A 21,973-nucleotide genomic window follows, 5' to 3' on the forward strand; every position below is an offset into this window, starting at 1 on the left:
GCGTAATATGTGGCGCGGGTCCATCTGAATGGATGGACCCTACACGGAGCCTTGAACACAGAAATTCAGACAACCCCTCAGACGTTGGGCCCTGCGCGAGCAGATGTCCATCCGCGAGATAGCTAGGCGTACAGGCCTGTCTCGCAACACAGTAAAGAAGTACCTGCGAGCCGGCGAAGAAATGCCGCGCTATGCCAAGCGGACGAGCTCAAGCAAGCTCGATCCCTATGCCGAGAAGCTCGCGACCTGGCTCGCGATCGAGGCCACCAAATCGCGGAAACAGCGGCGCAATCTGCGGCAGATCCACACAAGGAGAACATCAAGCACTTATCCACACCGTGACGCCTTCAGGCTCACAAAGCGGGTGGGTCAGTATTCAATGGAAATTCAGGGTCAGAGGTCGATGGAATTCAACAACAACGCCCTTCCGACACCACTTGCTCCGCCTGCCGCTTCCTCTGCCATCGGTAAGAAGGCTGCTGCGGCCATCAGCACCCTAGCTGAAGGGCGGCGAAGCTGCTGATGCGACGCTGGACGAGGCCTGATGCCGGAAATCTTGCCGAATTTCTGGAATCCAGAAACTTTCAGACCTATATGACTGAGGTGAGCACGTAGGAGAACTCAGCTCTTTCGTGTTGGCTTGCGTGCATGGCCAATGGGTTTGTCCATGTCCTTGAAAAACTCTGATGGTTGGACGCCGAGGCCTTCAATGATTTTGAGGATATTGATGAGCGCGAGATTGTGCTCGCCGCGCTCAATGCCGCCCATATAGCTGCGATCTATCCCGCAAGCATCCCCAAACGCCTCTTGCGAGTAGCCAAGGTCTTTCCTACGGCGGCGAACGGCTTCTCCGAAAGCCACTAACTCCGAGGCTTTCTGTTTGTCCGATGAACCAGTTTTGACCATCCGCCAATGGTCTTGCCCTCCTGCATAAAGCTCCACGGGATAAGATTGCGCGGGATATGGTTACCATTTGAGCAGAAGAGTTTCAAGGAGCGTCGGGGCGCCTTGGGAGCGTGCTGTCGCTTTGTGATCCCCAGAGGCACGTGAGGCTCCACGTCCGGCGTTCACTCGCACCTTCCGCGACCTTTCAGTTCAATCAATACCTAAGGAGAACCTAATGACCAACTTCGTCCACTGCCGCGGCTGCGGCCACCAGATCCACGAAACAGCCCCGACGTGCCCCAAATGCGGCGCGCCTCAAGCTGTCGCATCGCAGCTTGCATCCACCACCCATGCGCCATTGGCTGGAGCTCCTGGCCCCTACGGCTCCATCCCTTGGTTCCGCCAGCGCTGGGCCTTGGTCTGCATGTTCCTGGTCTTCGCTCCAGCGGCCGTGGTCGTCGCCTGGAGCGGCGAGATCTACTACTTGGCGGGCACCACCATCAAGACCTTCCCGAAGAGCGCCAAGATCATCATGACGGTGATCACCGCACTGCTGCTGATCGCCTTGGCGGGCGATGACGAGGCCTTCCAAGGCTTCGCCGGCATGACGCTCATCGGCGGCGCCATCGGCTTGTCGATCCGTAAGTGAGCCGAGCGGTCAACCACTTCTTTCCTTTCCACACCCCATGAAAACCATCATCAAGGCGCTTCTCGCGCCGTGCATGTTCGTGGCCGCCGCATTCCTGCTGGCCGGCTGCGGCCCCTCGACCCTGGACTTCCGCAACGCCGAGGTCGTCAACGGCAAGATCTTCCGGGCTGGTGCCGACAAGCCGTACTCTGGGCACCTCACGAACGTGCCCGCCCGTACAGCGATCATGGGCCGCAAGGACTATGCGGCGTACCACCAGACCCTCTCCAACGTCTACACGTCGCTGGGCATCCAGGCGGACATCTACACCGGTGCTGCTCTCTGCGAAGTTGACGCCGAGCAAGGTTTTCTGGATGGCAAGGCAGTCTGCCGCGCCACTGTGGACCAACTGCTGTCCGACGAGATGAGTTTTGACAAGGGAGCTTTGGATGGACGCATCAAGACCTACTTTCCTCGCAACGGCGGCAAGCTCGCAGCAGAAGCGCAGTTCGACAACGGCGTCCTGGATGGCGACATGACGATGTACGGGCCCGAGTCGGGGCGCAAGATCCTGCAGGTGAGCTTCAAGCAGGGGAGGGTGGACGGCAAACAGGAAATCGTCGACGACGAGACCGGCAAGCTGGTCTTCCGCGCCACGTACTCCAAGGGCTTGGTCGACGGCGAGCTCGTACGCTATTCACGCGGAACCGACCGGCTGGAATATCGCGTCAGGATGGTCGACGGGATCAAGGACGGCATCGAGGAAAACTACGACGCCTTCTCCGGCAAGCTCAGGGATCGCAGCGGATGGAAGATGGGCAAGCTGCACGGTGACGTTGTCGCTGCGACCCAGGACAGCGACAGGAACACGACGGACGAGCTCAAGGTCGTGGCCAGGTACGACAACGGCGTGGAGGTGCCGTTGGCGCCGACAGCGACGTCGACAGTGACGGTGCCGCCGCCAGGCGCTGCATCCAATGCGCAGGGCTGCGTGGATACGCAGATCGTCGCCTTCCGCGTTCAGCACGGTGAGGATGAAGTGATTACCGCCGATCAACTCGGTGAATGGGAGGCCGAATGCCGCGGCGGTAAGCGCCCGGGCTGAAGCAGCCTTTTCTCCTCGATCCTCCAACCCTCCTCAAGCCGCCTTCGGGCGGCTTTTTCGTTTCCGGGCCCCGTATCGCCCGGCCGTTTGGCCGGGCGCTATGCCGCCTGCTCATCTGAGCAGTGTGGCCAGACCCTTCCCATACACCAGATTGCCCGCACCGCTCGGGCAAAGACTTGGAGTCTTCCATGGAACTCATCACCCCTGAGCTGCGCCAACGGTTGTTGGCCAACGGCGAAGTCTCGCGCGACAACCCTCGCTTCGATCCGCATCCCGTGGTCAAGTGGTTCAACCCCTGCGGTGCCGCCACCTGGCTCATCACCGAGCTGGACCCCAATGATGAAGACACCGCCTATGGGCTCGGCGATCTTGGCACGGGCACCCCTGAACTTGGCCACGTGTCGGTGCACGAACTGATGTCGATCCGGTTGATGCGCGGCACCCTGGGCATCGAGCGTGACCTGCATTGGAAGGCGAACAAGCCTCTGAGCGCGTACGCGCGCCTGGCGCGGCTCGCAGGCCGCATCGTCGACTGAGATTTCCCTGCCCCAGAACAGCCCGGTACGACCTCGCGGTCGGCCGGGCTTTTTGCCGTCTGTGTTGCGGCTTCACTTCCACCCACTTGCTTCAAAGGATCTTTCCCCTTGTCTTACGTTCAATGTCCCCAATGCGGCTCGGACCGCATCGAAACCCGAGACGTCGCCCAGCGCACCGGCGGCACCCTGGGCGGTCTCGCCGGCGCGGCCGGCGGCATTGCGGGTGCGCTGCGCGGCGGCCGCGCCGGCTTCACCCTCGGCATGGCCGCAGGTCCCATCGGCGGAAGCGTCGGCACGGTGATTGGTGTCGTCCTCGGCGGCCTGGGCGGCGGTGCCCTCGGCACCGAGGTCGGCGCTATCTTCGGCCGTGTTGTCGACGACCGTGTCCTGAACAACTGCCGCTGCATGAGCTGTGGTCACAGCTTCAGCGGCCGACGCGGTGCGTCCGAGCCTTCGTTCTCGCCATCGCCCCCGATGTCTTCGGGACCGTCCGGATCAGCGGCCGGCATGGGACCCGAGCATGCGGGCGTCGATGACGATCACGATCCGGACTTCGATCCCCTCTGATCCGCTGCGCCCCGCGCATCCATGCCGTCTTCACCGCAGCATTGGCCATTGCCTTCTTCTTGAGCCTTCGGCTCGCGTTCTCTTCTCCCGCACACACGCACGTGCCCCGGCGACGCTCATGCGACTGCATCCGCAGAGGCCTCGTCGCGCGCGTCTTCCACCCAAGCAATCCCTATGGCACATCTCATCGAAACAATGGCCTTCACCGGCGACACTCCCTGGCACCTGCTCGGCCACCGGCTCCCGCCCAAGCAACCGATCGACGTCTGGGCCCGCAGCGCCGGCATGGACTGGACCATCCGAGAAACCCCCGTGCGCTACATGAGCGAAGATCCGGAGGCAGTCCCGTCGCTCCAGACCCTGGAGTCCTTCCAGGAGCACAAGGTGCTCTACCGCAGCGACACCCACGCCCCCTTGTCCGTCGTGAGCAGCCGCTACCAGGTCGTGCAGCCCCGGGCGGTGCTCGAGTTCTATCGCGACCTCACCGAGATCGGCGGCTACGAGATGGAAACCGCCGGTGTGCTCAAGGCCGGACGCAAGTTCTGGGCACTGGCGCGCACCGGCAAGCAGGCCGTCCTCAAGGGCTCGGACGTCGTCGACGGCTACCTGCTGCTTGCCACCTCCTGCGACGGCACCCTCGCCACTACCGTCACCCCGACCACCGTCCGGGTGGTCTGCAACAACACCCTGTCCATCGCGCTGGACGGCACCAGCCATGCCATCCGCGTGCCTCATAACACCCGCTTCGATGCCGACGCCATCAAGCAGAAGCTGGGAATCGCCGTCTCCCAGTGGGAGCACTTCATGCACCGCATGAAGCAGCTGTCCGAATGCAAGGTCAAGGGGAAGGAATCGCTGGACTACTTCCTGCACGTGCTGTGCGGGCCGAACGCCAAGGAGTCCATCCGCAAGCAGGGCAACACCGGACAGCCAGGCCTGCCGCATGACCGTGCCCTGAAGACAGTGCAAGCCCTCTACGAGGGCAGGGGACGAGGCGCCGAACTCGCAGCCGCCAAGGGCACGGCCTGGGGCCTGCTCAGCGCAGTGACCGAGTTCGTCGACCACGAACGTCGGGCTCGCAGCCGTGAATACCGGCTCGACAGCGCCTGGTTCGGCCAAGGCGCGGCAATCAAGCAACGCGCCCTTGACCACGCACTTCAGCTCACGTCCTGAAGCCCTCTAGCAGGGGCCGTTTTTACCCCCCCGTCCCCCCAAAAAGAAGCCTCTCTCCTTCGCAGGAGAGGGGCTTTTTGCTGGACGGACATCAGAACCTTCCAAGGAGAAAAACATGGTGAATACACGTGCGGAACGTCTGAGAACACCGCGTTCGACGGTGCGACCTGTGCTCCAGGTGGTCGAGCTTCAGGGGACGCAGGAGTCGACCGGTGATCGTGGGCTCGGCCTCCATGAGGCCGGGCTCGGCAACCTCGAAGCCGCTGCGGCCCTCGGCCAGGATCCCTTCAAATCCCAGGTCCGCCTCTGGATGGAGAAGACCGGCCGGCGGGACCTGCTGCACCCCGTGCGACTGGATAACGACAGCAGCGCGTACTGGAGCCGGTTGCTCGAGCCGATCGTGGCGGCCCACTACACGATGCGGACCGGGCGCAAGGTCCGGTGCGTCAACACCACGCGGCGACATCCAGAATATCCCTGGATGTGCGCCACCGTCGTTCGCGAAGTCGTCGCATCCTCCGAGGTCCAACTGCTCGAGTGTTTGTCGGTCGGCATGCAGATGGCCCCGCTGTGGGCCCTGGGTGTTCCCGAGTACATCCGGCTTCGGGTCCTGCATCAACTCGCCGTTACGGGCGAGCAGGCCGCCGACGTGGTTGTGCTGCTGGGCGGTCAGGACCTGCAGGTCTACCGCATCGAACGCAACGAGTTCGAGATCGCGCGGCTCATCCGGCAAGAGCGGGCTTTCTGGCGACATGTGGAGCGCGACCAGGCGCCGCCCGCATCGGAAGGCGACGGATGAGCGCTGCGAGCGCCCTGCGACGTCAGCGTGCCTGCCCGAACGGCCACCAGCGCCGGCGCCGCAGGGTTCTCGCCTCGAGCGGCCGCAGGTCCAGGTTGTCGTAGTTCGTGAGCGGCGCACCGGCGCGTCGGCGCAACTCCGTCTCGAGCTCGTGGGCGATACCGCGTGCGTGGATGTCTCCCTCTAGAGCCTTCCTGCGCCACTCGATGGCCATCGTGCTCAGCACCTCGTCGGGCAGCTCCTGCTGTGTCGTCATGCAGAGATTGTGCCGTCTCGATTCACTTCTAAAGATAGAGCTGCGCGTGCCGGAGGGCACTGTGGCTCTTTCTTCTCTTTCCCGCTCCTTTTCTTCTTCAACAGCCCGCCCCGCGCGGGCTTTTTGACGTCCAACCGATGCATCACCTTCTCTCTCACCCCATCTTCCCGCTCCAGGGCGTCTTCCCTCGACCTCGCGATCTGAACGGCACTGATTTCGCGCTGGTGCCTGTGTCTGACGCGAAAGCCTGACGTGGGCACCATCGTCTACCGCGCTACCAAGGAGCAGGCCATCCATGACGAACTGGCCAGCGTCAGCGCTTCGTCCACGGTGCTGGCGCACCGCGTGATCGGCAACCGGTTGTGGTTCCTGGCCCAGACCCGCACCGGCGGCAACGCCGGACGCAAGTGGATCGGCCTGACGCTCATCGACTGCCGGCATGGTGAGGCGGCCGTCAAAAGCATGGACGAGACCGTCGGGCCTTGCTACTACGACTGCCCGCTCGCTTTCCTCGAGCATGCGGATGCGCCCATGGGTACGTATGCCGGCGCCTGGCGCGAGAAAGTGCGTGCCTTCCACGCGAACCGTATGGCCAGGCGGGCGGCGATCCGGCCAGGTCTGCGCGTCGCGTACGGCGACCACACCTATGTGCTGCGCCGCAGCCTCGGACGGCGGGGCTGGGACGTCGCGCGTGAGAGCGACGGTCTCGGCTTTCGCCTCAAATCCCGACAACTCGGCCGCGCCACGGTGCTGCCATCTCTGGAGTTTCGACCATGAACAACGATTTCCAGCGGCACGAGGCGGTGCCGCCCTACACCCGTAACCTCGCGGCGACCGACCAGCTCAAATGGTCGGCCGAGTTCGAGGTGCCCGCGATCGGCGCCGACATTCTGATTCGCGTCAACAACATCGGCCGTGCCAAGGTTGTGGGCTACGCCACGCTGGACGGCTACCTCGGCGTGATGTCCGTGCCCCACGAACCACCGCCCTGGTGGGTGCGCCAGAACGGACCGCCCAGCCTCGAGAATTCAGCGCTAGCCTTTGGCGCCGAGATCTCTCCCGTCACGTCGAAGGAGAAGGCGCCATGAGCGGCCTGTCCCTGGTGTTCACGGCGAGCATCGATGTCTTCGAAGAAGAAGCCTTGCGTCGTGCGGCCCGCGCGCAGGCTTCCAAGGAAGGGCTCATCGAAGAGGGCTGGGCGTCCCTGCGCCAAGGTATCGCGAGCGATCTGATCATGCTGCTGGACCCGGGCCCGATCCCGGGCTTCGAGGTCCGGCACTCGGCGTGCGAAGCGAGCGGAGACGGCGCATGAAGCGATCGCTACCTCCGACCAATGTCGAGTTCGTGGTGGACCTGATGGAGTTCAGCGCGCATGGGGCGTTGATCCAGGCCTTCGTACTGCAAGCATTGACGTACTACGCGCAGAAGGTGACTGCAGCGGATCCCGAAGCGCTGGATACCGGAATGGTCAGCGGCCATGCCTGGCACGGCTGTGCCCTCGAGATCAAACGAAAGCTCAAGCAGCGCTTCGATAGCTAGGCCCTTCTGCTCTTTATCGGGCTCCACGAGCCCGAGCCATCCCTTCCATCCCGCAGGCCCGGACTTCTTCTCGAGCCCATGCAGTGGGCAGGCGAGGGCTGTGCGCCGCGGCCTTGACTCTCAAAGGAGAACACCTTGGTCACCACGATCTCACGAGGTGGTCTGGCGCTGCGCGCTGCGCCGACTACACCTGCCGAATCATTTATCTATCACTTCACCCGCATCAGCCGCAATACGAAGACGGGACCGATGGCCGTCACGACGACTAGCGCGAATACATGTCCCCCGAATTGTGGCCTGCGGCGCAACGGCTGCTATGCCGAGGGCGGGCCCTTAGCGATTCACTGGAGAGCCGTCTCGGAAGGCTTGCGCGGCTCGAACTTCGACGAATTGCTGCGAGAGATCGGCACGCTGCGTCGTTGTTCGCTGTGGCGCCACAACCAGGCAGGGGACCTGACACCATCGTCGCCCGGCGTGATTGATGCAGGGTTGCTCCTCAGGCTCGCGAGGGCGAACAGGGGGCTGCGCGGGTTCACCTACACCCACTACCTGCCCACGCCGGCGAACGGCACAGCCATTCGGCAGGCGAATCAACTTGGCTTCACGGTCAACTTGAGTGCACAGACGCTGGCTCAGGCCGACAGCCATGCCAGCCTGGGGATTGCACCTGTCGTCGTCATTCTGCCGCAGGGCACCACCAAGCCAGTGCGCACGCCCGCAGGCCGCCAGGTCGTTGTGTGCCCAGCAAGCCTGGGCAACACTGACTGCCTGAATTGCGGCATCTGTCAGCAGCGTGATCGCGCCGTCATCATGGGCTTCCCAGCCCATGGAGTAGGGGCCAAGCGCGTGGAGGCGATCTTCCTCAAGGAGACGCCCCGGTGAGGAAAGTCGATGAGACGAGAGCCTCAAGCGCACAGTCTCTAGCAGCGGAGGTCTTGTTCGACGAAGAATTCCTCAGCCAGGTGGACCGTGCAATGCTTGCACGCAAGCAAGCTGATCCCTCTCGCTTGGAAGAGGTGCGGCGGGCTGTGGAAGCTGAGAGTCAGCTAGCCAACTTGACGGACGCTTACGGGATTGATCGGCGAAGCGATCATGGGCGCAAAGAAAGAAGTTGAAAGAAAGTCTGGGCACTCCTTCACGAATTCGTTTTGTGAAGGAGTGCCCAGACCGTCAGTTAAGACTTCTTTTTTGGCAGTTCTAGTGTCGTCTTAGAGCGGAAGGACCCATGGCTCAGAAGGCGTTCGAAGTTGCCAGCTTGGCCAAACTTTCGTTAGCAACTACAAAACGGCACAATGCGCTCATGCCAAATATCGCCTCGATTCTCAAAGCCGAAATTTCCCGCGTAGCTCGCAAAGAAGTGCGTGCCGAGATCGAAACGCTGAAGAAAGCATCGGTTGTACATCGGTCGTCCATAGCCGACCTCCGCCGTCAAGTGAGTGCGCTCGAAAAGGAGCTACGCCGCGTCGCGAAGGGCGCGGTACGTCCTTCCGCGGCTCCGGGTTCGGGTGGTGATGCAGGCGAGGTGATGAAGCGCCGCTTCAGTGCTTCCAGGTTGGCAGCACATCGTGCAAAGTTGGGACTATCTGCTGCGATCTACGGACAGTTGGTTGGTGTGTCCGGACAGACGATCTACCACTGGGAGCAAGGCAAGGCGCGTCCGAGGGCCGTGCAACTCCAGGGCCTTGCGGCAGTGCGAGGGCTCGGTGCACGCGAAATTGCGGAACGCCTCACCGCTCAATAGCGCGGCACTTCTGAGGGCGCGGTGGCAGTCTGCGCGGCCAACGCATTCCTCGGCAGATCGCATAGACCGACGTGCCAACATCAATCGCGATCTTCGTGGTAGCGGCGGTACTGCTCGTGCTCCCATTGCCGGTGGCGCCATTCACGGCGTTCCGCGCGACGCTCTTCCCAGCGTTGCGCACGGCGTTCCTCCCAACGCGATCCAGGCTCGTAGTAGACAGGCGCCGGGGCGGAGTAGACCGGCTGTACGGGCTGGTAGTAGGTCGGGGCCGGCCGCGAGTAAACGGGCGCGGGCTCGTAGTACACCGGAGCGGGAGCGGACACCACCACGCCGGGTACGCTGACACCGATGGACCAGCTTGTGCCCGCATTGGCTGATGCGGCGGCAAGAAGGGAGCCCGCAGCAACGAGGTACGAAACACCTAGCTTGATAGCGGGTCGGGGAAAAGTCACTTCATCTCCTGGAGGGCGAGAAATAGCCCTATGTGTACCCAAAGCCGGGTCGCGTGGTGTCGCATACATCGCTGCGGTGAAGAACGCTCCAAGATGTCACACTGCTAACACTGGCTGTATCGGAAGCTCGGCGAAAAGCTCAGCATCACATGTCCCTTCGCGTTGATCGGTGCGTCCGACTTCTTCGAACTGGCGGTGGCCGACGCCATCAGTCTGTTCGGCTTCATTCGTGCGCGGTGCTGGCCACTGTGGTCGGCGTGCTGATCGAGGTTTCGATGTTGCCGAGCGTAAATCCCGCGCTGTTCGTAAGCCCGATGCAGCCTAGTTGTGCCGACGAAGTGCTCTGAAACGGCGCATTGGACTTTCGCGCCTCTCGTGCTGAATCCTTCAAAACCGAGGTCGTATTCCTATAGAAGTTCTTCTCCCAGGATTGGCAGCAGAAACCAGTTCTTAATTCGCAGCCACAGGAAGTTGCCGGGGACATCCTCATGCACGATGTGCTCACCATCCGCATCGTGACTCAGCCACTGCGTGCGGCCGTTTGTGGAAGAGCGCAGCCGATACGCGAACTCGATATGCTCTGCGGCGATCAGGCTGTTGAATTCCTTGACCATCGCAGGACTTTCGACGACGAGCCCAAGTTCTGTATTGATGGAAGCGGATCTGTAATCGAGATTCATCGATCCAACGAAAATTCGCTCGTCGTCCATCAGCGCGACCTTGGCGTGCAGGCGGCTGAGTGATTTGCCGAAGTCGCCGAAGCGTTTGGGTCGTACGGGGCCTTCGGGTGCAATCTCGTAGACCGTCACGCCGATCTTCAATAGATCGGGCCGGTAGCGCTCATAGCCTGCATACGTGAGCGGCTCGTCCGTGGATCCGAGCGAGTTGGTGATGACCACGGCGCGACCACCGCTGGCAACGAAATTCTCCAAAACAGCCATCCCCCGAGGGCCTGGGATGAAATAGGGTGAAAGAATTCTTACGCTGGCTCGCGAGGACGCAACCTCGTTCAACGCGCCCTCCGAGACGCTGCCGCGGTACGCTGCTTCGTGATCCAGCGAGAGCTTTTCGGGACTGTCGGCATACAGGCGCGCCGATGCCTGGTGGAGCTCGAGTTTGCCGGTGATCAACTGTTCACCGACAGGCGAATGGCCGAGGATGTCGGAAGGTCGCAAGGCGACCTCCGGTGCTGCAGTACGGGCTCTTTCGTCGAATCGGCGTTGCGCAACGCTGACAGAGAGCGAAAGCGGCGCGAGGTGAGCGATGGACCATACCTGTGTGCTGTTCCAGAATGCATCGAAGGACTTGGACAGTTCCCGCACGATCGGACCACATGAGAGCAAGTCGACGTCGATGAAGTTGGCCGACGTGTCGCGCATGAAGTATTCGTTGCCGATATTGCGCCCGCCAGAGATCGCAAAACTGTTGTCGGCCACCAGGAGCTTGTTGTGCATGCGATGGTTAACTCGCAACAAGGAAAAAAAGGAGAGCGCCAGTCGCGCTGGAAGCGCCGCTGCACGCGAAGGAAGTGGGTTGAAATGACGCACCTCGACGTTCGGGAACGTCGCCAGTGTGGCAAACAGTTCCTCCTCGCCGCCCGTGTAGAGGTCATCTACGAGCAGGCGAACGCGCACACCCCTCAACGCAGCGTCGCGAAGCTCTCTGAGAAATTGCAGCCCAGCATCGTCGCTACGAATCAGGTAGTACTGCACATCGAGTGATCGCTCGGCACTGCGCACGAGAGCAACACGTGCGTCAAAGGCGAAAGCCGCCTCGGGAAGCAACCGAAAACCCGAAGTCACCGCTGAGCCATTCACATGACGTTCCGCGAGCCTTCCCAGCGTCGTATCGGCGTATTCGGCGATGGCGTGGGAGGCCTGACGATTGCCTGATGGCAAGGGTAGTCCGGCGCAGCCCACGAGAAACGCGGTGGTGAGCATTGCGAGCAGAACGCCCAACCTGCGAAATGCGAAGTACGCGAAAAACTGAATCCAAACGTCTGGGAACATGGGCTCGCAATATAGCCGCCCTGCTCATTCCAGACGCGGATGCGCCGGTAGATTAAACATTTGTAATCCGCCCGAGCGGCGACTGACGGATTGGATTTCTAGACTGATGACAGGGAGATCAACCGACGGCCTACCGAGAGCATCCGGGCCGTCACGGCTTTCTGGCCCGGCATGCACTCACTTGGTCAAAGGAGAGCATCATGTCGCCAAAACGTAGAGGTCCAGCACTCGCCATCGCCATCTGCGCAGTTGTTTTCGCGCCCGCGGCGTACGCGGAACCATCTCACTTCGCACCCACGGAAGCTGGCGTGGTCTACCATCCCGAGCACGCGGGGCCGGCCAGACCACGAGCCCACGTGACCGCTGAACTAGAGGCTGCTCAAAAGCATCCGTTCTGGACATGGTCGAGCCGGTACGGCGCGCCGTGGCCTGTCGCCAAAAGCGGTCCTGGCAAGACGCGCGATGAAGTTCGCAAAGAGACCCTTCCGGCGATGCGAGAAGGCACCATTCCGTCCGGCGAGAGATAGTCAAAGTCGGACGCTCTGAGCAGCGATCGCCAAGGAAGTTTTTCTCGGCAGGCGCATTTCTCCGCTTGTCGCGAGGCGGAGCCTTGACGGTCGCTGTGCAACCGCCTCAAGCAAGACTCACCCTCGTCGGCTCAACCTTTCCCGGCGGGTCGGTATGCCAACTGGGTCTGGTCAACGCGGGCCGAGTCGATCAACTCAGCGCCAGGGAAACGCATGAGACAGCCCGGTTAAATCCCGGGGAAGCGTCAGACCCCAGAGGCGGCGACGACCTTAACCTTGCCCACCATGCCGGCCTGGTAATGACCGGCGATGAGGCACGCGAAATCGAAATCCCCTGACCGATTGAAGGTCCAGGTGATCTCGCCGGTCTTGCCGGGAGCCACATGCGCCATGTAGGGCTCGGAATGCTCCATGCCCGGGAACTTCATCATCAGCGCTGCATGGTTGTCGAGTTCCTTCTTCGTGCCGAGGACGAACTCGTGCATGACCTGTCCCTGGTTCCGAATGGCAATCTTCACGGTCTCGCCCTGCTTGACTTGGATACGGTCGGGCGTGAAGCGCATGTTGTCGGTCATCCTGAATTCCAGCGTTCGCTTAGCCGCACTCGCATCGCCGGCGATGCCCCAGTCTTTCTGCTTCTTGCGCACAGGTCCGCTCGGTGCGCCGTGATCCTCGTCGCCATGAGCGAGGGCGAGACCTGAAAATACCAGAGTGCTTGCGAGCATCAATGTCGTGATCGGTTTCATGAGGTTCCTTGGACTGTGGTTGGGTTTGTCTGGAAAAGGGGCGAGATCCAGCAACATCAATGCGCCAGAATCTTGGAGAGAAAGTCCTGAGCCCGCGGTGTCCGGCTCTCGGGTCGGTCGAAGAATTCGTCGCGCGGGCAGTCTTCGACGATGCGGCCCTGATCCATGAAGATCACCCGATCGCTGACCTGGCGGGCAAAGCCCATCTCGTGGGTGACCACCATCATCGTCATGCCCTCACGCGCCAGCTGCACCATCACGTCGAGCACCTCGCCCACCATCTCGGGGTCCAGTGCCGAAGTCGGCTCGTCGAACAACATGACGATCGGGTCCATCGACAGCGCCCGCGCAATCGCGACACGCTGCTGCTGGCCACCGGAGAGCTGGCCCGGGAACTTGTCCTTGTGGGCCGCAAGGCCCACGCGGTCGAGCATGCGCAGTCCGCGCTCGACCGCTTCGGCACGCGATCGCCCGAGCACCTGAACCTGCGCCAGCGCGAGGTTGTCGGTCACGCTCAGGTGCGGGAACAGTTCGAAATGCTGAAACACCATGCCGACGCGGCTGCGCAGCTTGGGCAAATCGGTCTTCGGATCGGTCACCGCGATGCCGTTGACCATGATGCCGCCGCGCTGGATCGGCTCGAGCGCATTCACCGTCTTGATGAGCGTCGACTTGCCCGAGCCCGAGGGGCCGCAGACCACGACCACCTCGCCCTCTCCGATGCGCGTGCTGCAGTCGGTGAGCACCGCAAACTTGCCGTACCACTTGGAGACGTTGTCAATATCGATCATCGTTTTCATTTTCTGGTTCGTCATCCATTCAGACGGTCGACGCGGTCTTGCGCCGCTGCAACCAGGTGACACACCATGCACCCGCTGTGCACAAGACCAGGTAGACGACCGCGACAAGGATGTAGACCTCGACCACGCGCCCGTCGCGTTGGCCCACCTTGCTCGCCGCGCCGAGAAAGTCGTTCAGGCTGATCACGTAGACGAGCGACGTGTCTTTGAGCAAGGCGATCGTCTGGTTGATCAATGACGGGGTCATGTTGCGGAACGCCTGCGGCAGGATCACATGGCGCAAGGCCTGCCAAGGTGCCATGCCGAGCGACTGCGCCGCCTGCATCTGCCCCGCACGCACGCTGCCGATGCCAGCGCGGATGATCTCGCAGTAGTAGGCCGATTCTGCGAGAACGAAAGCCACCAGCGCGGCGTAGATCGGCCCGACGGAAAGGTTCGGATCGCCCGTGACGGAGCGCAGCACCACGGGCATCAGGAAATAGATCCACAGGATCGTGAGGATCAGGGGAATCGAGCGGAACAGATTCACATACCCTGCCACGAGGGCCGCCACCGGGCGCGGCGCGAAGATCCGCGTGATTGCCAGCAGCGTTCCAAGGCCGATGCCTGCGGCCATTGCGGTGATCACCAGGAACGCCGTCATCTGCAGGCCCTGCATCAGGTAGGGCCAGGCACGCTGCAGGGCCGCCCAATCGAAGTCGTAGCCCATCAAGCAGCTCCCAACAGGCCGGGCACGCGCGCCCGAATCTCGATGCGGCGCATCAGTACGATCACGCCGTAGGTGATCGCCATGTAGATGACCGTTGCGGCAATGAAGGCCTCGAACGGGTGGGCGCTGAATTCACTGAGCTGGCGCGTTTGGCCCGTCAGCTCCATCAGCCCGATGGTAAGCGCCACGGCCGAGTTCTTGAACACGTTCAGGAAATCCGAGGTCAGCGGCGGGATGACGATGCGCAGGGCCTGCGGCAGGATCACGTGCCGGTAGGCCGCCACGGCCCCCAGCCCGAGCGCCATCGCCGCCTGCTTCTGGCTGCGCGGCACCGACTCGATGCCTGCACGCGCCTGCTCGGCGGCCTTCGCCGCCGTGTAGAGCGTGAGCGCCACCAGCACAGTGAGGAACTGGTTCGTGGTCGGGTTCATCTGCTTGAGCGCATTGCCCCAGTCAACCGGCAGCAGCTCCGGCACCACGAAATACCAGAGGAACAGCTGGACCAGCAGCGGTGTGTTGCGAAAGCAGTGGATGTACACCGTGGACAGGTAGCGCGCGGCCCGGTTGGGTAAGGTCCGTGCAACGCCGGCGATCAGGCCGAGGCCCAGCGCCAGCGTCCAGGCCAGCAACGACAACACAACCGTCCACAGCAGCCCGCGCAGCAGCATCAGACCGTACAGGCCCTCGCCCGTGACCGAGGGCTTGAAGAAGATCAACCAATCCCAGGAGTAGTGCATCGTTCAGGACGTTCGGAGAGACGAATCGTGAGGCGGCGTCAGGGCATTCACAGCGGCTGGTCGTTCGGATGGCGCATGAGTTCCTGCATGTCGGGCGACATCGGAAAGTTCACCGTCACATTGCCCTTCACGGCGATGGGCTTGAGGAAGTACTTTTCATACAGCGACGCGAATTCGCCGGAGCGCATCATTCCGGTGATCACACCGTCGACGAGCTTTTTGAAGGCGACGTCGCCCTTGCGCAGCATGCAGCCGTAGGCCTCCTTCTGCTGGGGCACGCCGACCACCTCCCAGTCCGCGGGATTGCGGGCCCGCGCGATGTTGCTGAAGAGAATGATGTCGTCCTGCGTGGCCGCCACGGCCCGCCCGGTCTCGACGGTCAGGAAGTTTTCGTTGATGTCCTTGGCCAGGATGATGTTGATGCCCCACTTGTTCTTCTCGTTGAGCTGCCGCAGCATGCGCTCGGCCGTGGTGCCCGCGCTCACGACGACGTTCTTGCCCACGAGATCAGACCAGTGCTTGATGTTTGAGTTCTTGCGCACCAGCAGCCGCGCGCCCACGACGAAGAAGGTCGTCGAAAACGACACCTGGTTCTGCCGCTCCGCGTTGTTCGTGGTGGAGCTGCACTCCAGATCGACGGTCTGGTTGGCCACCAGCGGAATACGCGTCTGCGGCGTGACTTCCAGGGTCTTGACCTCCAGCTTCGCGAGCTTGAGGTCCTTCTTCACCTGGTCGACCACGCGTTGCGAGATTTCCCATGCGAAGCCCGTCTGCTTGTTGTTGTCATCCAGGTAGTTGAACGGGATGGAGGCGCCACGCGTGGCCACAGTGATGGTGCCGGTGTCCTTGATCTTCTTGAGCGTGCCATCCAGCGGTTGCGCGGTCTGCGCTGCAACGCTGGCGCATAGCGCGATGCTCACGGCTGCGAACAAGGATCGGGGCAGTGCTGAGTGAATGACTGGCTTGAGGTTCATCGCGGGCTCCAGATATCGTGAATCAGAGGTTGAAACTCGTCTCATGGGCGCTCAAGGCGTCCAGCAACTCGTCGAGCAGCGCTTGGGGATCATCCAAGCCAATCGACAAGCGGATGACCGGACCTTCGACGTCGCAGAAATTGCGCTTGGCGATCTCATCCGCAGGGTAGAAGGCCGCGATGCTGCGCACGCCGCCCCAACTCGCGCCGATGGAAAAGAGCTTCAGCTTTGCGAACAGTGCCCGGTAAGCGTCGTAGGAGCTGTCTACGAACTGCAGCGACATCACGCAGCCGGATTGCTTGAAATCGCGCGCCCAGAGCGCATGGTCCGGCGCGCCGGGCAGCGCCGGAAAGAGCATCCGGCGCACCAGGGGATGCACCGCGAGTCGCTCGGCAATCAGCTGCGCGCTGGTGGCCTGGCGCTCCATGCGCACCTGCATCGTGTCCAGGCCCCGGGCGACCAGGAAGCAATCCTCCGGGCTCACCGCCAACCCCATCTGCGATTGGAGCCCGCGCAAGGACCTGTACAGGCCTTCGTCATTGATTGCGACACTGCCCATGAGCACGTCGGAATGACCACCCATGTACTTGGTACAGGCGTGAACGCACAGGTCCACGCCGTGCGCCAAGGCCGCGAAGCCCAGCGGGCTGGCCCAGGTGTTGTCGATGGCAGTCAGCACACCGCGAGCGCGCGCGACGGCAGTGATCGCCGGCACGTCTTCCACCTCCATGGTCACCGTTCCGGGGGACTCCAGCCAGATGAGCCGCGTGTTGGGGCGCACGAGGCGCTCGATGTCCGCGCCAATGCGCGGCGGATAGAACTCGACCTCGATGCCGAGCGCCTGCAGGCGTTCGACGGCGAAGGATTTGGCCAGGCCGTAGGCGGCGTCGGTCATCAGCAGGTGGTCGCCCTTCTTGAGCAGCGCCAGCAGCGCACTGCAGATGGCCGCCTGTCCGGAGGGAAAGACGACGCAATGCGCGGCGCCATCCAGCCCGGCGATGCGCGTCTCGAGGGCGCGCTGTGTCGGCGTGCCCGTGGTGCCATAGCTGAAGCCATCCGGCAGGCGGGTGCGGCGGTTGACGAAATCGTCGAGCGAATCGAAGACGACCGTGGAAGCACGCCACACCGGTGGGACCAGGCTGGCGAACGCGTTGCGCTGGGGAGTGTCGAGGTTGGTAATGGGAGAGTTCACGATAGAGGACGAAGCTGTTCGTCGGAGTTGCGATCAGTTGGCGGGTGCGGATTCGATGAGCTGCAGTGCCTGCTTCATCTGGTCGACGGCCATGTTCTCGAGATCGGTATAGACCTTCATCTCCACCGTCAGGCGAGCGAAGGTTTCTTTGGCCGCGGCAATCTTGGCCGGGTCATTGGTCTTGGGGTTGGCCAGTGCCGCCTCCAGGCGCTTGTACTCGCTGGTGAGAAAAGCCGGCTGTTCACCGACGGCGCGCAGGCCCGCGTTGGTCATCGAGCGGATGCGCAACACCATCTTCACGTCCGACTGCTCCATCTCGCCCTGCGCGCGCTCCAGTGCGAGCCTCGCGGCAAGCGCCTGTTGGCTGTCGGGCTTCTTGGTCGCAGCGATGGATTGAAACTTGGCGATGTCGCCGGAAAAGTCGTGCGCCCACACAGGCGCGGCGCATGCCAGGACGGTCACTGCAAGAGCTGTTTGAAGTTTCATGTCGCTTCTCCGGAAGGTGGCTGAAGACGCCAACTTTAGGACGACGGGGATAATCCGGATCGTGCTCGAAATTCTTTCTCCATAAGTGGTTGTTATATGTTGCTCCGAGAGATCGAGGTGTTCCGTTCCGTGATGTCCGTGGGCTCAGCGAGCAAGGCGGCTGCGCTCCTGGGCGTCACGCAGCCCGCCATCAGCCAGTCGCTGCGCAGGCTTGAAGAAGCGGCTGGATTCCCGCTGTTTCGCCGGCTCCGGGGGCGTCTGCATCCGACGCCTGAAGCGCAAGCCTTGTTGGTCGAGGTCGAACGGGTCTTCGTGGGCCTGAGCAGCATCGAGCACCGCATGCGCAGCCTGAAACGCTTCGGGGTGAACACCCTGCGCATGGCGGTCTATCCGGCCTTCGGCCTGACCTTCGTTCCGCGGGTGCTGTCGCGGTTGGTGGCCGAGCACCGCGACGCCGATGCCCGGCCTCAGATTTCGCTGCAGGTGCTCAGTTCGCGGGAGGTGCACGAGGCCGTGCTGGGACGTCAGGTCGATTTCGGGCTGATGGCCGACGAGATGCCGACGACGGGCCTGGAGCACTCCGAGTTCGCGCGCTTCCCGGGCGTGGTGGTGATGCATGCGAAGCACCGCCTGACCAAGGCCAGGACCATCCAGCCGCATCAACTTGCGGAAGAGCCATTTCTCGCACTCAACCCCGAGGATGCATCACGGCGCCGCCTTGAACGGGCATTGGCGGAGTGCAACGTCGGCTTGAGCGTGCTGGTCGAAACGCCTTACGCGGCGAGCGTGTGCGAGATGGCTTTGAGCGGTATGGGCATCGGCGTCGTTAATCCGGTCACCGCGCTGGAGTACGCCCAGCGCGGCCTGGTCGTTCGCCCGCTGTCCCTGGAGGTCTCCTTCGCGGGCGTGTTGGTGCTGCCTCCGGGACAGCCGCTGTCCGGCCTCGCCTCGCGAGTGCTTCAGCTCATGCGCATCCAGTTGGCCGAAGACCAGAAGGCCCTTGCAAACCTCCTCAAACCCCGCGCCAAAGGCTGACCGCCAGCCTCAGTGACGCTTCGTGCGTGTCCCGCAGCAATGAGGTTTTTGCGCCTCAGCGGCCAAGCCGCTGTAGGCCTTGGCCACGGTCTCGCTGATCGGTGCATCGGCAGGGGCGCACGCCTCGATGGCGCACAACAAGTGCTCCGCGACCGCCCAATTGCGCTGTCGAAGGGCCTCTTGGTAGATGTCCAGCAAACGCTGCTCGAAAAGCTCCGATTTCATAGGGACTCCTTCGCACCAAGCGGCCCCCTCGCTCAACACTGCTAGGTCGATTTTCCTCCGACGTGCGATGCATGAGCGTCGCTTCTGGCATTTCTCAAACGCAAGGCATTGGTGATGACCGACGCCGAGCTCAGGCTCATGGCCAGCGCCGCGATCATCGGCGACAGCAGCCAGCCCGTGAACGGGAACAGCACGCCAGCGGCCAGCGGCACGCCCAGGGCGTTGTAGAGGAAGGCGAAGCCGAGGTTCTGCTTCATGTTGGCGATGGTCTGCTCGGAGATGACGCGCGCTTGCGCAATGCCGCGCAGGTCGCCCTTGACCAGCGTCACCTGGGCGCTGTTCATCGCGACATCGGTGCCGGTGCCCATCGCCACGCCGACGTCGGCCTTGGCGAGCGCGGGGGCGTCATTGATGCCGTCCCCCGCCATCGCGACGATGCGGCCTTCGCGTTGCAGCTTGTCGACCAGCGCGAGCTTGTCGGCGGGCTTGACTTCGCCGTGCACCTCGTCGATGCCCAGCTTCGCTGCGACGGCTCGGGCCGTGGTCAGCCCGTCGCCGGTGGCCATGATGACCCGCATGCCCGAGGCCTTGAGCGCGGCCAGCGCTTCCATGGTGGTCGCCTTGATCGGGTCCGAGACCGCGAGCAGGCCGCCTGCCTGGCCGTCCACCGCCAGGAACATGACACTCGCGCCCTCTGCCCGCATCGCCTCGGCCCGCGGCTTCAGTTCGTCGACCCGCACGTGCAACTGCTCCATCAGCGCCGTGTTGCCGAGCGCCAGCTTTCTGCCTTCGACGATGCCGCTCACGCCGATGCCGCTGCTGGATTCGAAACCATCGGGCGTGGCGAGCGCCAGCTGGCGCTCGCGCGCCGCCCGCACGATGGCGTCGGCCAGCGGGTGTTCGCTGCCCTGGTCGAGGCTGGCCGCCAGTCGCAGCACCTCGTCGTCGGTGAAGCCCGGCGCAGGCACCGCGCGCTCGAACTGCGGCCGGCCTTCCGTCAGGGTGCCGGTCTTGTCGACGATGAGCGCGTCGACCTTGCGGAAGTTCTCGATCGCGGCGGCATCGCGAAACAGCACACCCTGCGTGGCCGCCTTGCCGGTGGCCACCATGATCGACATCGGCGTCGCGAGGCCCAGCGCACAGGGGCAGGCAATGATGAGCACCGCCACGGCATTGATGAGGCCGTAGACCCAGCTGGGCTGCGGCCCGAAGAATCCCCAGGCGAAGAAGGTCAGCACCGCGATGGCGATAACCGTCATGACGAAGTAGCCAGCGACTTGGTCGGCCATCCGCTGCATCGGCGCGCGGGAGCGCTGAGCCTGCGCGACCATCTGCACGATGCTCGCGAGCACGGTCTGCGAGCCGACCTTTTCCGACTGCATGATGAGTGCGCCGTTGGTGTTCATCGTCGCGCCGATGAGCTTGTCGCCCACACGCTTGGTCACGGGCAACGGTTCGCCGGTGAGCATCGATTCATCGATCGCGCTGCTGCCCTCGATCACAACCCCGTCCACGGGCACTTTTTCTCCCGGCCTGACGCGCAGTTTGTCGCCGACGTGCACATGGCCGATGGGGACGTCTTCCTCAGTCCCGTCGGCGCCGATCCGGCGTGCCGTCTTGGGCGCGAGACCCAGCAGCGACTTGATGGCCGCGGAGGTTTGCGAACGCGCCTTGAGCTCGAGGATCTGGCCCAGCAAGGTGAGCGAAATGATCACCGCAGCCGCTTCGAAGTAGACCGACACGCGCCCCATCGACACGAACGACGCGGGGAACACGCCGGGCGCCACCGTGGCCACGACGCTGTAAGCAAAGGCGGCGGCCGTGCCCAGGCCGATCAGGGTCCACATGTTCGGGCTGCGGTTCGCCACCGATTGCACCGCGCGCACAAAGAACGGCCAACCAGCCCACAGCACGATGGGAACAGTGAGCACGAGTTCGATCCAGCTTTGCGTGCCCATCTCGAACCACTGCAGGCGGTGGCCGGCCATGGCAAGCACAGTGACGATGACGGTGAGCGGCAACGTCCAGACGAAGCGCCGCTTGAAGTCCCTCAGCTCGGGGTCTTCACCCTCATCGAGCGTCGGCATCTCGGGCTCCAGCGTCATGCCGCACTTGGGGCAATTGCCTGGATGATCCTGCCGGATCTCCGGGTGCATGGGACAGGTGTAGATCGTGCCCGGGGAGCTGGGCTGCGCGGGGTCCGCAGGCGCTAGAACGAGTGGGGCCGCCGGCTGTGCGCCGCGTTGTGCATACTTTGCCGAGTCGGCCTCGAACTTGGCCTTGCAGCCTGCACTACAAAAATAGACCGCCTCGCCTTCGTGCTGCAAGACATGAAGTGAATGCGCGGTCACCTTCATCCCGCAAACGGGGTCTATCAGAATCGCATCGGGCTCGTGCAACGATTCTCCAGAGGTGGGCGGGTGCGCACCATGATGCCCCTTATGGTGTTCATGCAGGTTGGGCGACGTAGGGTTCATTCGAGTTCTCCAACGAAAAATTGACTGGATGCACCCACACGGGCGTACATGCAGTCCGCACGGGGCAACCACGAGACCATTTCAGCCGATTGAGGCCGATGTCCCATGCGTGGCGGATCAATTCGGCGGGTAGCCCGCTTCCGTCAGGGCCGTTGTCAAAGACGCGCGGTCCTCTGCGCCGTCGACACGCAACGTCTTGGTCGGCAGGTCGACCTCGATCTTCGCCGTGGCGTCCAGGCTTTTGACTGCCTGCGCGATCCGGCTCGCGCAGCCGCCGCAGGACATTGACTGGATGACGAACTCTTGCATGAGAGACTCCTTGATTGAAAGTGATTCCAGTATCAGGCTTGACATCGTGTGAAGGTCAAGCGGACT

General features: G+C 62.9%; 27 protein-coding genes and 2 pseudogenes. 15 read left to right on the forward strand and 14 right to left on the reverse strand.

Annotated elements, in window-relative coordinates; genetic code table 11:
* Positions 1-103: 103 nt before the first annotated feature.
* Positions 104-307, forward strand: a pseudogene (locus AC07RV_RS23520) (helix-turn-helix domain-containing protein); the annotation flags it as partial.
* A 314-nt stretch (positions 308-621) separates the two neighbouring features.
* On the opposite strand, the gene AC07RV_RS23525 reads toward AC07RV_RS23520, so the two are convergent.
* Positions 622-942 carry a helix-turn-helix domain-containing protein gene (locus AC07RV_RS23525; protein ID WP_408908501.1) on the reverse strand — a complete coding sequence of 107 codons (321 nt, stop codon included), beginning with the start codon at positions 940-942 and terminating at the stop codon, positions 622-624.
* Between the two features lie 178 nt (positions 943-1,120).
* Here AC07RV_RS23525 and AC07RV_RS23530 point away from each other — a divergent pair, with 178 nt between their 5' ends.
* From AC07RV_RS23530 to AC07RV_RS23555, 6 genes are all read left to right on the forward strand, one after another.
* Entirely contained in the window at positions 1,121-1,534 is a 414-nt protein-coding gene (locus tag AC07RV_RS23530) for a zinc ribbon domain-containing protein (RefSeq protein ID WP_132970508.1), read from the forward strand.
* A gap of 37 nt (positions 1,535-1,571) precedes the next feature.
* Positions 1,572-2,618 (forward strand): toxin-antitoxin system YwqK family antitoxin, encoded by a 1,047-nt coding sequence (locus AC07RV_RS23535; RefSeq protein ID WP_110644347.1) that lies wholly within the window; start codon positions 1,572-1,574, stop codon positions 2,616-2,618.
* 188 nt (positions 2,619-2,806) lie between these two features.
* Positions 2,807-3,154 carry a DUF2958 domain-containing protein gene (locus AC07RV_RS23540; protein WP_108137335.1) on the forward strand — a complete coding sequence of 116 codons (348 nt, stop codon included), beginning with the start codon at positions 2,807-2,809 and terminating at the stop codon, positions 3,152-3,154.
* A 108-nt stretch (positions 3,155-3,262) separates the two neighbouring features.
* Complete coding sequence (locus AC07RV_RS23545) at positions 3,263-3,721, forward strand: hypothetical protein (protein ID WP_181361133.1); 459 nt, start codon at positions 3,263-3,265, stop codon at positions 3,719-3,721.
* Positions 3,722-3,895: 174 nt separating this feature from the next.
* Positions 3,896-4,894, forward strand: coding sequence for a DUF932 domain-containing protein (locus tag AC07RV_RS23550; RefSeq protein WP_108137336.1), 999 nt, complete (start codon positions 3,896-3,898; stop codon positions 4,892-4,894).
* A gap of 115 nt (positions 4,895-5,009) precedes the next feature.
* Positions 5,010-5,693: a YqaJ viral recombinase family nuclease gene (locus tag AC07RV_RS23555; protein ID WP_108137337.1), complete on the forward strand. Its 684-nt coding sequence runs from the start codon at positions 5,010-5,012 to the stop codon at positions 5,691-5,693.
* 22 nt (positions 5,694-5,715) lie between these two features.
* On the opposite strand, the gene AC07RV_RS23560 is transcribed toward AC07RV_RS23555, so the two are convergent.
* Complete coding sequence (locus AC07RV_RS23560; RefSeq protein ID WP_444813580.1) at positions 5,716-5,949, reverse strand: hypothetical protein; 234 nt, start codon at positions 5,947-5,949, stop codon at positions 5,716-5,718.
* 252 nt (positions 5,950-6,201) lie between these two features.
* Between AC07RV_RS23560 and AC07RV_RS23565 the strand changes: the two genes are divergently transcribed.
* From AC07RV_RS23565 to AC07RV_RS23590, 6 genes are all read left to right on the forward strand, one after another.
* Positions 6,202-6,726, forward strand: a complete 525-nt coding sequence (locus tag AC07RV_RS23565) for a hypothetical protein (protein ID WP_108137339.1) — start codon at positions 6,202-6,204, stop codon at positions 6,724-6,726.
* The gene (locus AC07RV_RS23570) at positions 6,723-7,037 is read left to right on the forward strand and encodes a hypothetical protein (protein ID WP_108137340.1); all 315 of its coding nucleotides are present in this window, start codon (positions 6,723-6,725) and stop codon (positions 7,035-7,037) included. The genes AC07RV_RS23565 and AC07RV_RS23570 overlap by 4 nt, the downstream gene beginning before the upstream one ends.
* The gene (locus tag AC07RV_RS23575) at positions 7,034-7,261 is read left to right on the forward strand and encodes a hypothetical protein (protein WP_108137341.1); all 228 of its coding nucleotides are present in this window, start codon (positions 7,034-7,036) and stop codon (positions 7,259-7,261) included. The genes AC07RV_RS23570 and AC07RV_RS23575 overlap by 4 nt, the downstream gene beginning before the upstream one ends.
* Positions 7,258-7,488, forward strand: coding sequence for a hypothetical protein (locus AC07RV_RS23580; RefSeq protein WP_108137342.1), 231 nt, complete (start codon positions 7,258-7,260; stop codon positions 7,486-7,488). Before AC07RV_RS23575 ends, AC07RV_RS23580 begins: the two co-directional genes overlap by 4 nt.
* A gap of 135 nt (positions 7,489-7,623) precedes the next feature.
* Positions 7,624-8,370 carry a DUF7227 family protein gene (locus tag AC07RV_RS23585; RefSeq protein ID WP_281078682.1) on the forward strand — a complete coding sequence of 249 codons (747 nt, stop codon included), beginning with the start codon at positions 7,624-7,626 and terminating at the stop codon, positions 8,368-8,370.
* Positions 8,371-8,788: 418 nt separating this feature from the next.
* Positions 8,789-9,229, forward strand: a complete 441-nt coding sequence (locus AC07RV_RS23590) for a helix-turn-helix domain-containing protein (RefSeq protein ID WP_108137344.1) — start codon at positions 8,789-8,791, stop codon at positions 9,227-9,229.
* 80 nt (positions 9,230-9,309) lie between these two features.
* On the opposite strand, the gene AC07RV_RS23595 is transcribed toward AC07RV_RS23590, so the two are convergent.
* Positions 9,310-9,681, reverse strand: a complete 372-nt coding sequence (locus AC07RV_RS23595) for a hypothetical protein (protein ID WP_108137345.1) — start codon at positions 9,679-9,681, stop codon at positions 9,310-9,312.
* 108 nt (positions 9,682-9,789) lie between these two features.
* Here AC07RV_RS23595 and AC07RV_RS23600 point away from each other — a divergent pair.
* Positions 9,790-10,028 (forward strand): annotated as a pseudogene (locus tag AC07RV_RS23600) (hypothetical protein); the annotation flags it as partial.
* 60 nt (positions 10,029-10,088) lie between these two features.
* Here the strand turns inward: AC07RV_RS23600 and AC07RV_RS23605 are convergent.
* The 8 genes from AC07RV_RS23605 to AC07RV_RS23640 all read right to left on the reverse strand — a co-directional run bounded on the left by AC07RV_RS23605 (position 10,089) and on the right by AC07RV_RS23640 (position 17,861).
* The gene (locus AC07RV_RS23605; RefSeq protein ID WP_108137346.1) at positions 10,089-11,690 is read right to left on the reverse strand and encodes a phospholipase D family protein; all 1,602 of its coding nucleotides are present in this window, start codon (positions 11,688-11,690) and stop codon (positions 10,089-10,091) included.
* Positions 11,691-12,462: 772 nt separating this feature from the next.
* Positions 12,463-12,963, reverse strand: coding sequence for a cupredoxin domain-containing protein (locus AC07RV_RS23610; protein WP_108137348.1), 501 nt, complete (start codon positions 12,961-12,963; stop codon positions 12,463-12,465).
* A 56-nt stretch (positions 12,964-13,019) separates the two neighbouring features.
* Entirely contained in the window at positions 13,020-13,754 is a 735-nt protein-coding gene (locus AC07RV_RS23615) for an amino acid ABC transporter ATP-binding protein (RefSeq protein WP_108137349.1), read from the reverse strand.
* 28 nt (positions 13,755-13,782) lie between these two features.
* Positions 13,783-14,472, reverse strand: a complete 690-nt coding sequence (locus AC07RV_RS23620) for an amino acid ABC transporter permease (protein ID WP_108137350.1) — start codon at positions 14,470-14,472, stop codon at positions 13,783-13,785.
* Positions 14,472-15,209, reverse strand: a complete 738-nt coding sequence (locus tag AC07RV_RS23625; protein WP_108137351.1) for an amino acid ABC transporter permease — start codon at positions 15,207-15,209, stop codon at positions 14,472-14,474. The genes AC07RV_RS23620 and AC07RV_RS23625 overlap by 1 nt, the downstream gene beginning before the upstream one ends.
* A gap of 47 nt (positions 15,210-15,256) precedes the next feature.
* Complete coding sequence (locus tag AC07RV_RS23630) at positions 15,257-16,183, reverse strand: transporter substrate-binding domain-containing protein (RefSeq protein WP_108137352.1); 927 nt, start codon at positions 16,181-16,183, stop codon at positions 15,257-15,259.
* Between the two features lie 22 nt (positions 16,184-16,205).
* The gene (locus tag AC07RV_RS23635; RefSeq protein ID WP_444813579.1) at positions 16,206-17,375 is read right to left on the reverse strand and encodes a trans-sulfuration enzyme family protein; all 1,170 of its coding nucleotides are present in this window, start codon (positions 17,373-17,375) and stop codon (positions 16,206-16,208) included.
* Between the two features lie 33 nt (positions 17,376-17,408).
* Positions 17,409-17,861, reverse strand: coding sequence for a hypothetical protein (locus AC07RV_RS23640; RefSeq protein ID WP_132970509.1), 453 nt, complete (start codon positions 17,859-17,861; stop codon positions 17,409-17,411).
* 96 nt (positions 17,862-17,957) lie between these two features.
* On the opposite strand from AC07RV_RS23640, the gene AC07RV_RS23645 reads away from it, so the two are divergent.
* Entirely contained in the window at positions 17,958-18,896 is a 939-nt protein-coding gene (locus tag AC07RV_RS23645; protein WP_108137354.1) for a LysR substrate-binding domain-containing protein, read from the forward strand.
* Between the two features lie 9 nt (positions 18,897-18,905).
* Here AC07RV_RS23645 and AC07RV_RS23650 read toward each other — a convergent pair whose 3' ends face one another.
* The 3 genes from AC07RV_RS23650 to AC07RV_RS23660 form a co-directional block, all read right to left on the reverse strand.
* On the reverse strand, positions 18,906-19,121 hold the full coding sequence (locus tag AC07RV_RS23650; RefSeq protein WP_108137355.1) for a hypothetical protein: 216 nt from the start codon (positions 19,119-19,121) through the stop codon (positions 18,906-18,908).
* A gap of 41 nt (positions 19,122-19,162) precedes the next feature.
* Positions 19,163-21,598: a heavy metal translocating P-type ATPase gene (locus AC07RV_RS23655; protein WP_108137356.1), complete on the reverse strand. Its 2,436-nt coding sequence runs from the start codon at positions 21,596-21,598 to the stop codon at positions 19,163-19,165.
* A 117-nt stretch (positions 21,599-21,715) separates the two neighbouring features.
* On the reverse strand, positions 21,716-21,907 hold the full coding sequence (locus tag AC07RV_RS23660) for a heavy-metal-associated domain-containing protein (RefSeq protein ID WP_108137357.1): 192 nt from the start codon (positions 21,905-21,907) through the stop codon (positions 21,716-21,718).
* Between the last annotated feature and the right edge of the window lie 66 nt (positions 21,908-21,973).

Source organism: Variovorax sp. GW821-FHT09B01 (assembly GCF_059418345.1).

Coding starts and splice junctions, on each gene's coding strand:
- AC07RV_RS23530 (WP_132970508.1), top strand. CDS start 1,121: ATGACCAACTTCGTCCACTGCCGCGGCTGCGGCCACCAGATCCACGAA.
- AC07RV_RS23535 (WP_110644347.1), top strand. CDS start 1,572: ATGAAAACCATCATCAAGGCGCTTCTCGCGCCGTGCATGTTCGTGGCC.
- AC07RV_RS23540 (WP_108137335.1), top strand. CDS start 2,807: ATGGAACTCATCACCCCTGAGCTGCGCCAACGGTTGTTGGCCAACGGC.
- AC07RV_RS23550 (WP_108137336.1), top strand. CDS start 3,896: ATGGCACATCTCATCGAAACAATGGCCTTCACCGGCGACACTCCCTGG.
- AC07RV_RS23555 (WP_108137337.1), top strand. CDS start 5,010: ATGGTGAATACACGTGCGGAACGTCTGAGAACACCGCGTTCGACGGTG.
- AC07RV_RS23560 (WP_444813580.1), bottom strand. CDS start 5,949: ATGACGACACAGCAGGAGCTGCCCGACGAGGTGCTGAGCACGATGGCC.
- AC07RV_RS23570 (WP_108137340.1), top strand. CDS start 6,723: ATGAACAACGATTTCCAGCGGCACGAGGCGGTGCCGCCCTACACCCGT.
- AC07RV_RS23575 (WP_108137341.1), top strand. CDS start 7,034: ATGAGCGGCCTGTCCCTGGTGTTCACGGCGAGCATCGATGTCTTCGAA.
- AC07RV_RS23580 (WP_108137342.1), top strand. CDS start 7,258: ATGAAGCGATCGCTACCTCCGACCAATGTCGAGTTCGTGGTGGACCTG.
- AC07RV_RS23590 (WP_108137344.1), top strand. CDS start 8,789: ATGCCAAATATCGCCTCGATTCTCAAAGCCGAAATTTCCCGCGTAGCT.
- AC07RV_RS23605 (WP_108137346.1), bottom strand. CDS start 11,690: ATGTTCCCAGACGTTTGGATTCAGTTTTTCGCGTACTTCGCATTTCGC.
- AC07RV_RS23610 (WP_108137348.1), bottom strand. CDS start 12,963: ATGAAACCGATCACGACATTGATGCTCGCAAGCACTCTGGTATTTTCA.
- AC07RV_RS23615 (WP_108137349.1), bottom strand. CDS start 13,754: ATGATCGATATTGACAACGTCTCCAAGTGGTACGGCAAGTTTGCGGTG.
- AC07RV_RS23620 (WP_108137350.1), bottom strand. CDS start 14,472: ATGGGCTACGACTTCGATTGGGCGGCCCTGCAGCGTGCCTGGCCCTAC.
- AC07RV_RS23625 (WP_108137351.1), bottom strand. CDS start 15,209: ATGCACTACTCCTGGGATTGGTTGATCTTCTTCAAGCCCTCGGTCACG.
- AC07RV_RS23630 (WP_108137352.1), bottom strand. CDS start 16,183: ATGAACCTCAAGCCAGTCATTCACTCAGCACTGCCCCGATCCTTGTTC.
- AC07RV_RS23640 (WP_132970509.1), bottom strand. CDS start 17,861: ATGAAACTTCAAACAGCTCTTGCAGTGACCGTCCTGGCATGCGCCGCG.
- AC07RV_RS23645 (WP_108137354.1), top strand. CDS start 17,958: ATGTTGCTCCGAGAGATCGAGGTGTTCCGTTCCGTGATGTCCGTGGGC.
- AC07RV_RS23650 (WP_108137355.1), bottom strand. CDS start 19,121: ATGAAATCGGAGCTTTTCGAGCAGCGTTTGCTGGACATCTACCAAGAG.
- AC07RV_RS23655 (WP_108137356.1), bottom strand. CDS start 21,598: ATGAACCCTACGTCGCCCAACCTGCATGAACACCATAAGGGGCATCAT.
- AC07RV_RS23660 (WP_108137357.1), bottom strand. CDS start 21,907: ATGCAAGAGTTCGTCATCCAGTCAATGTCCTGCGGCGGCTGCGCGAGC.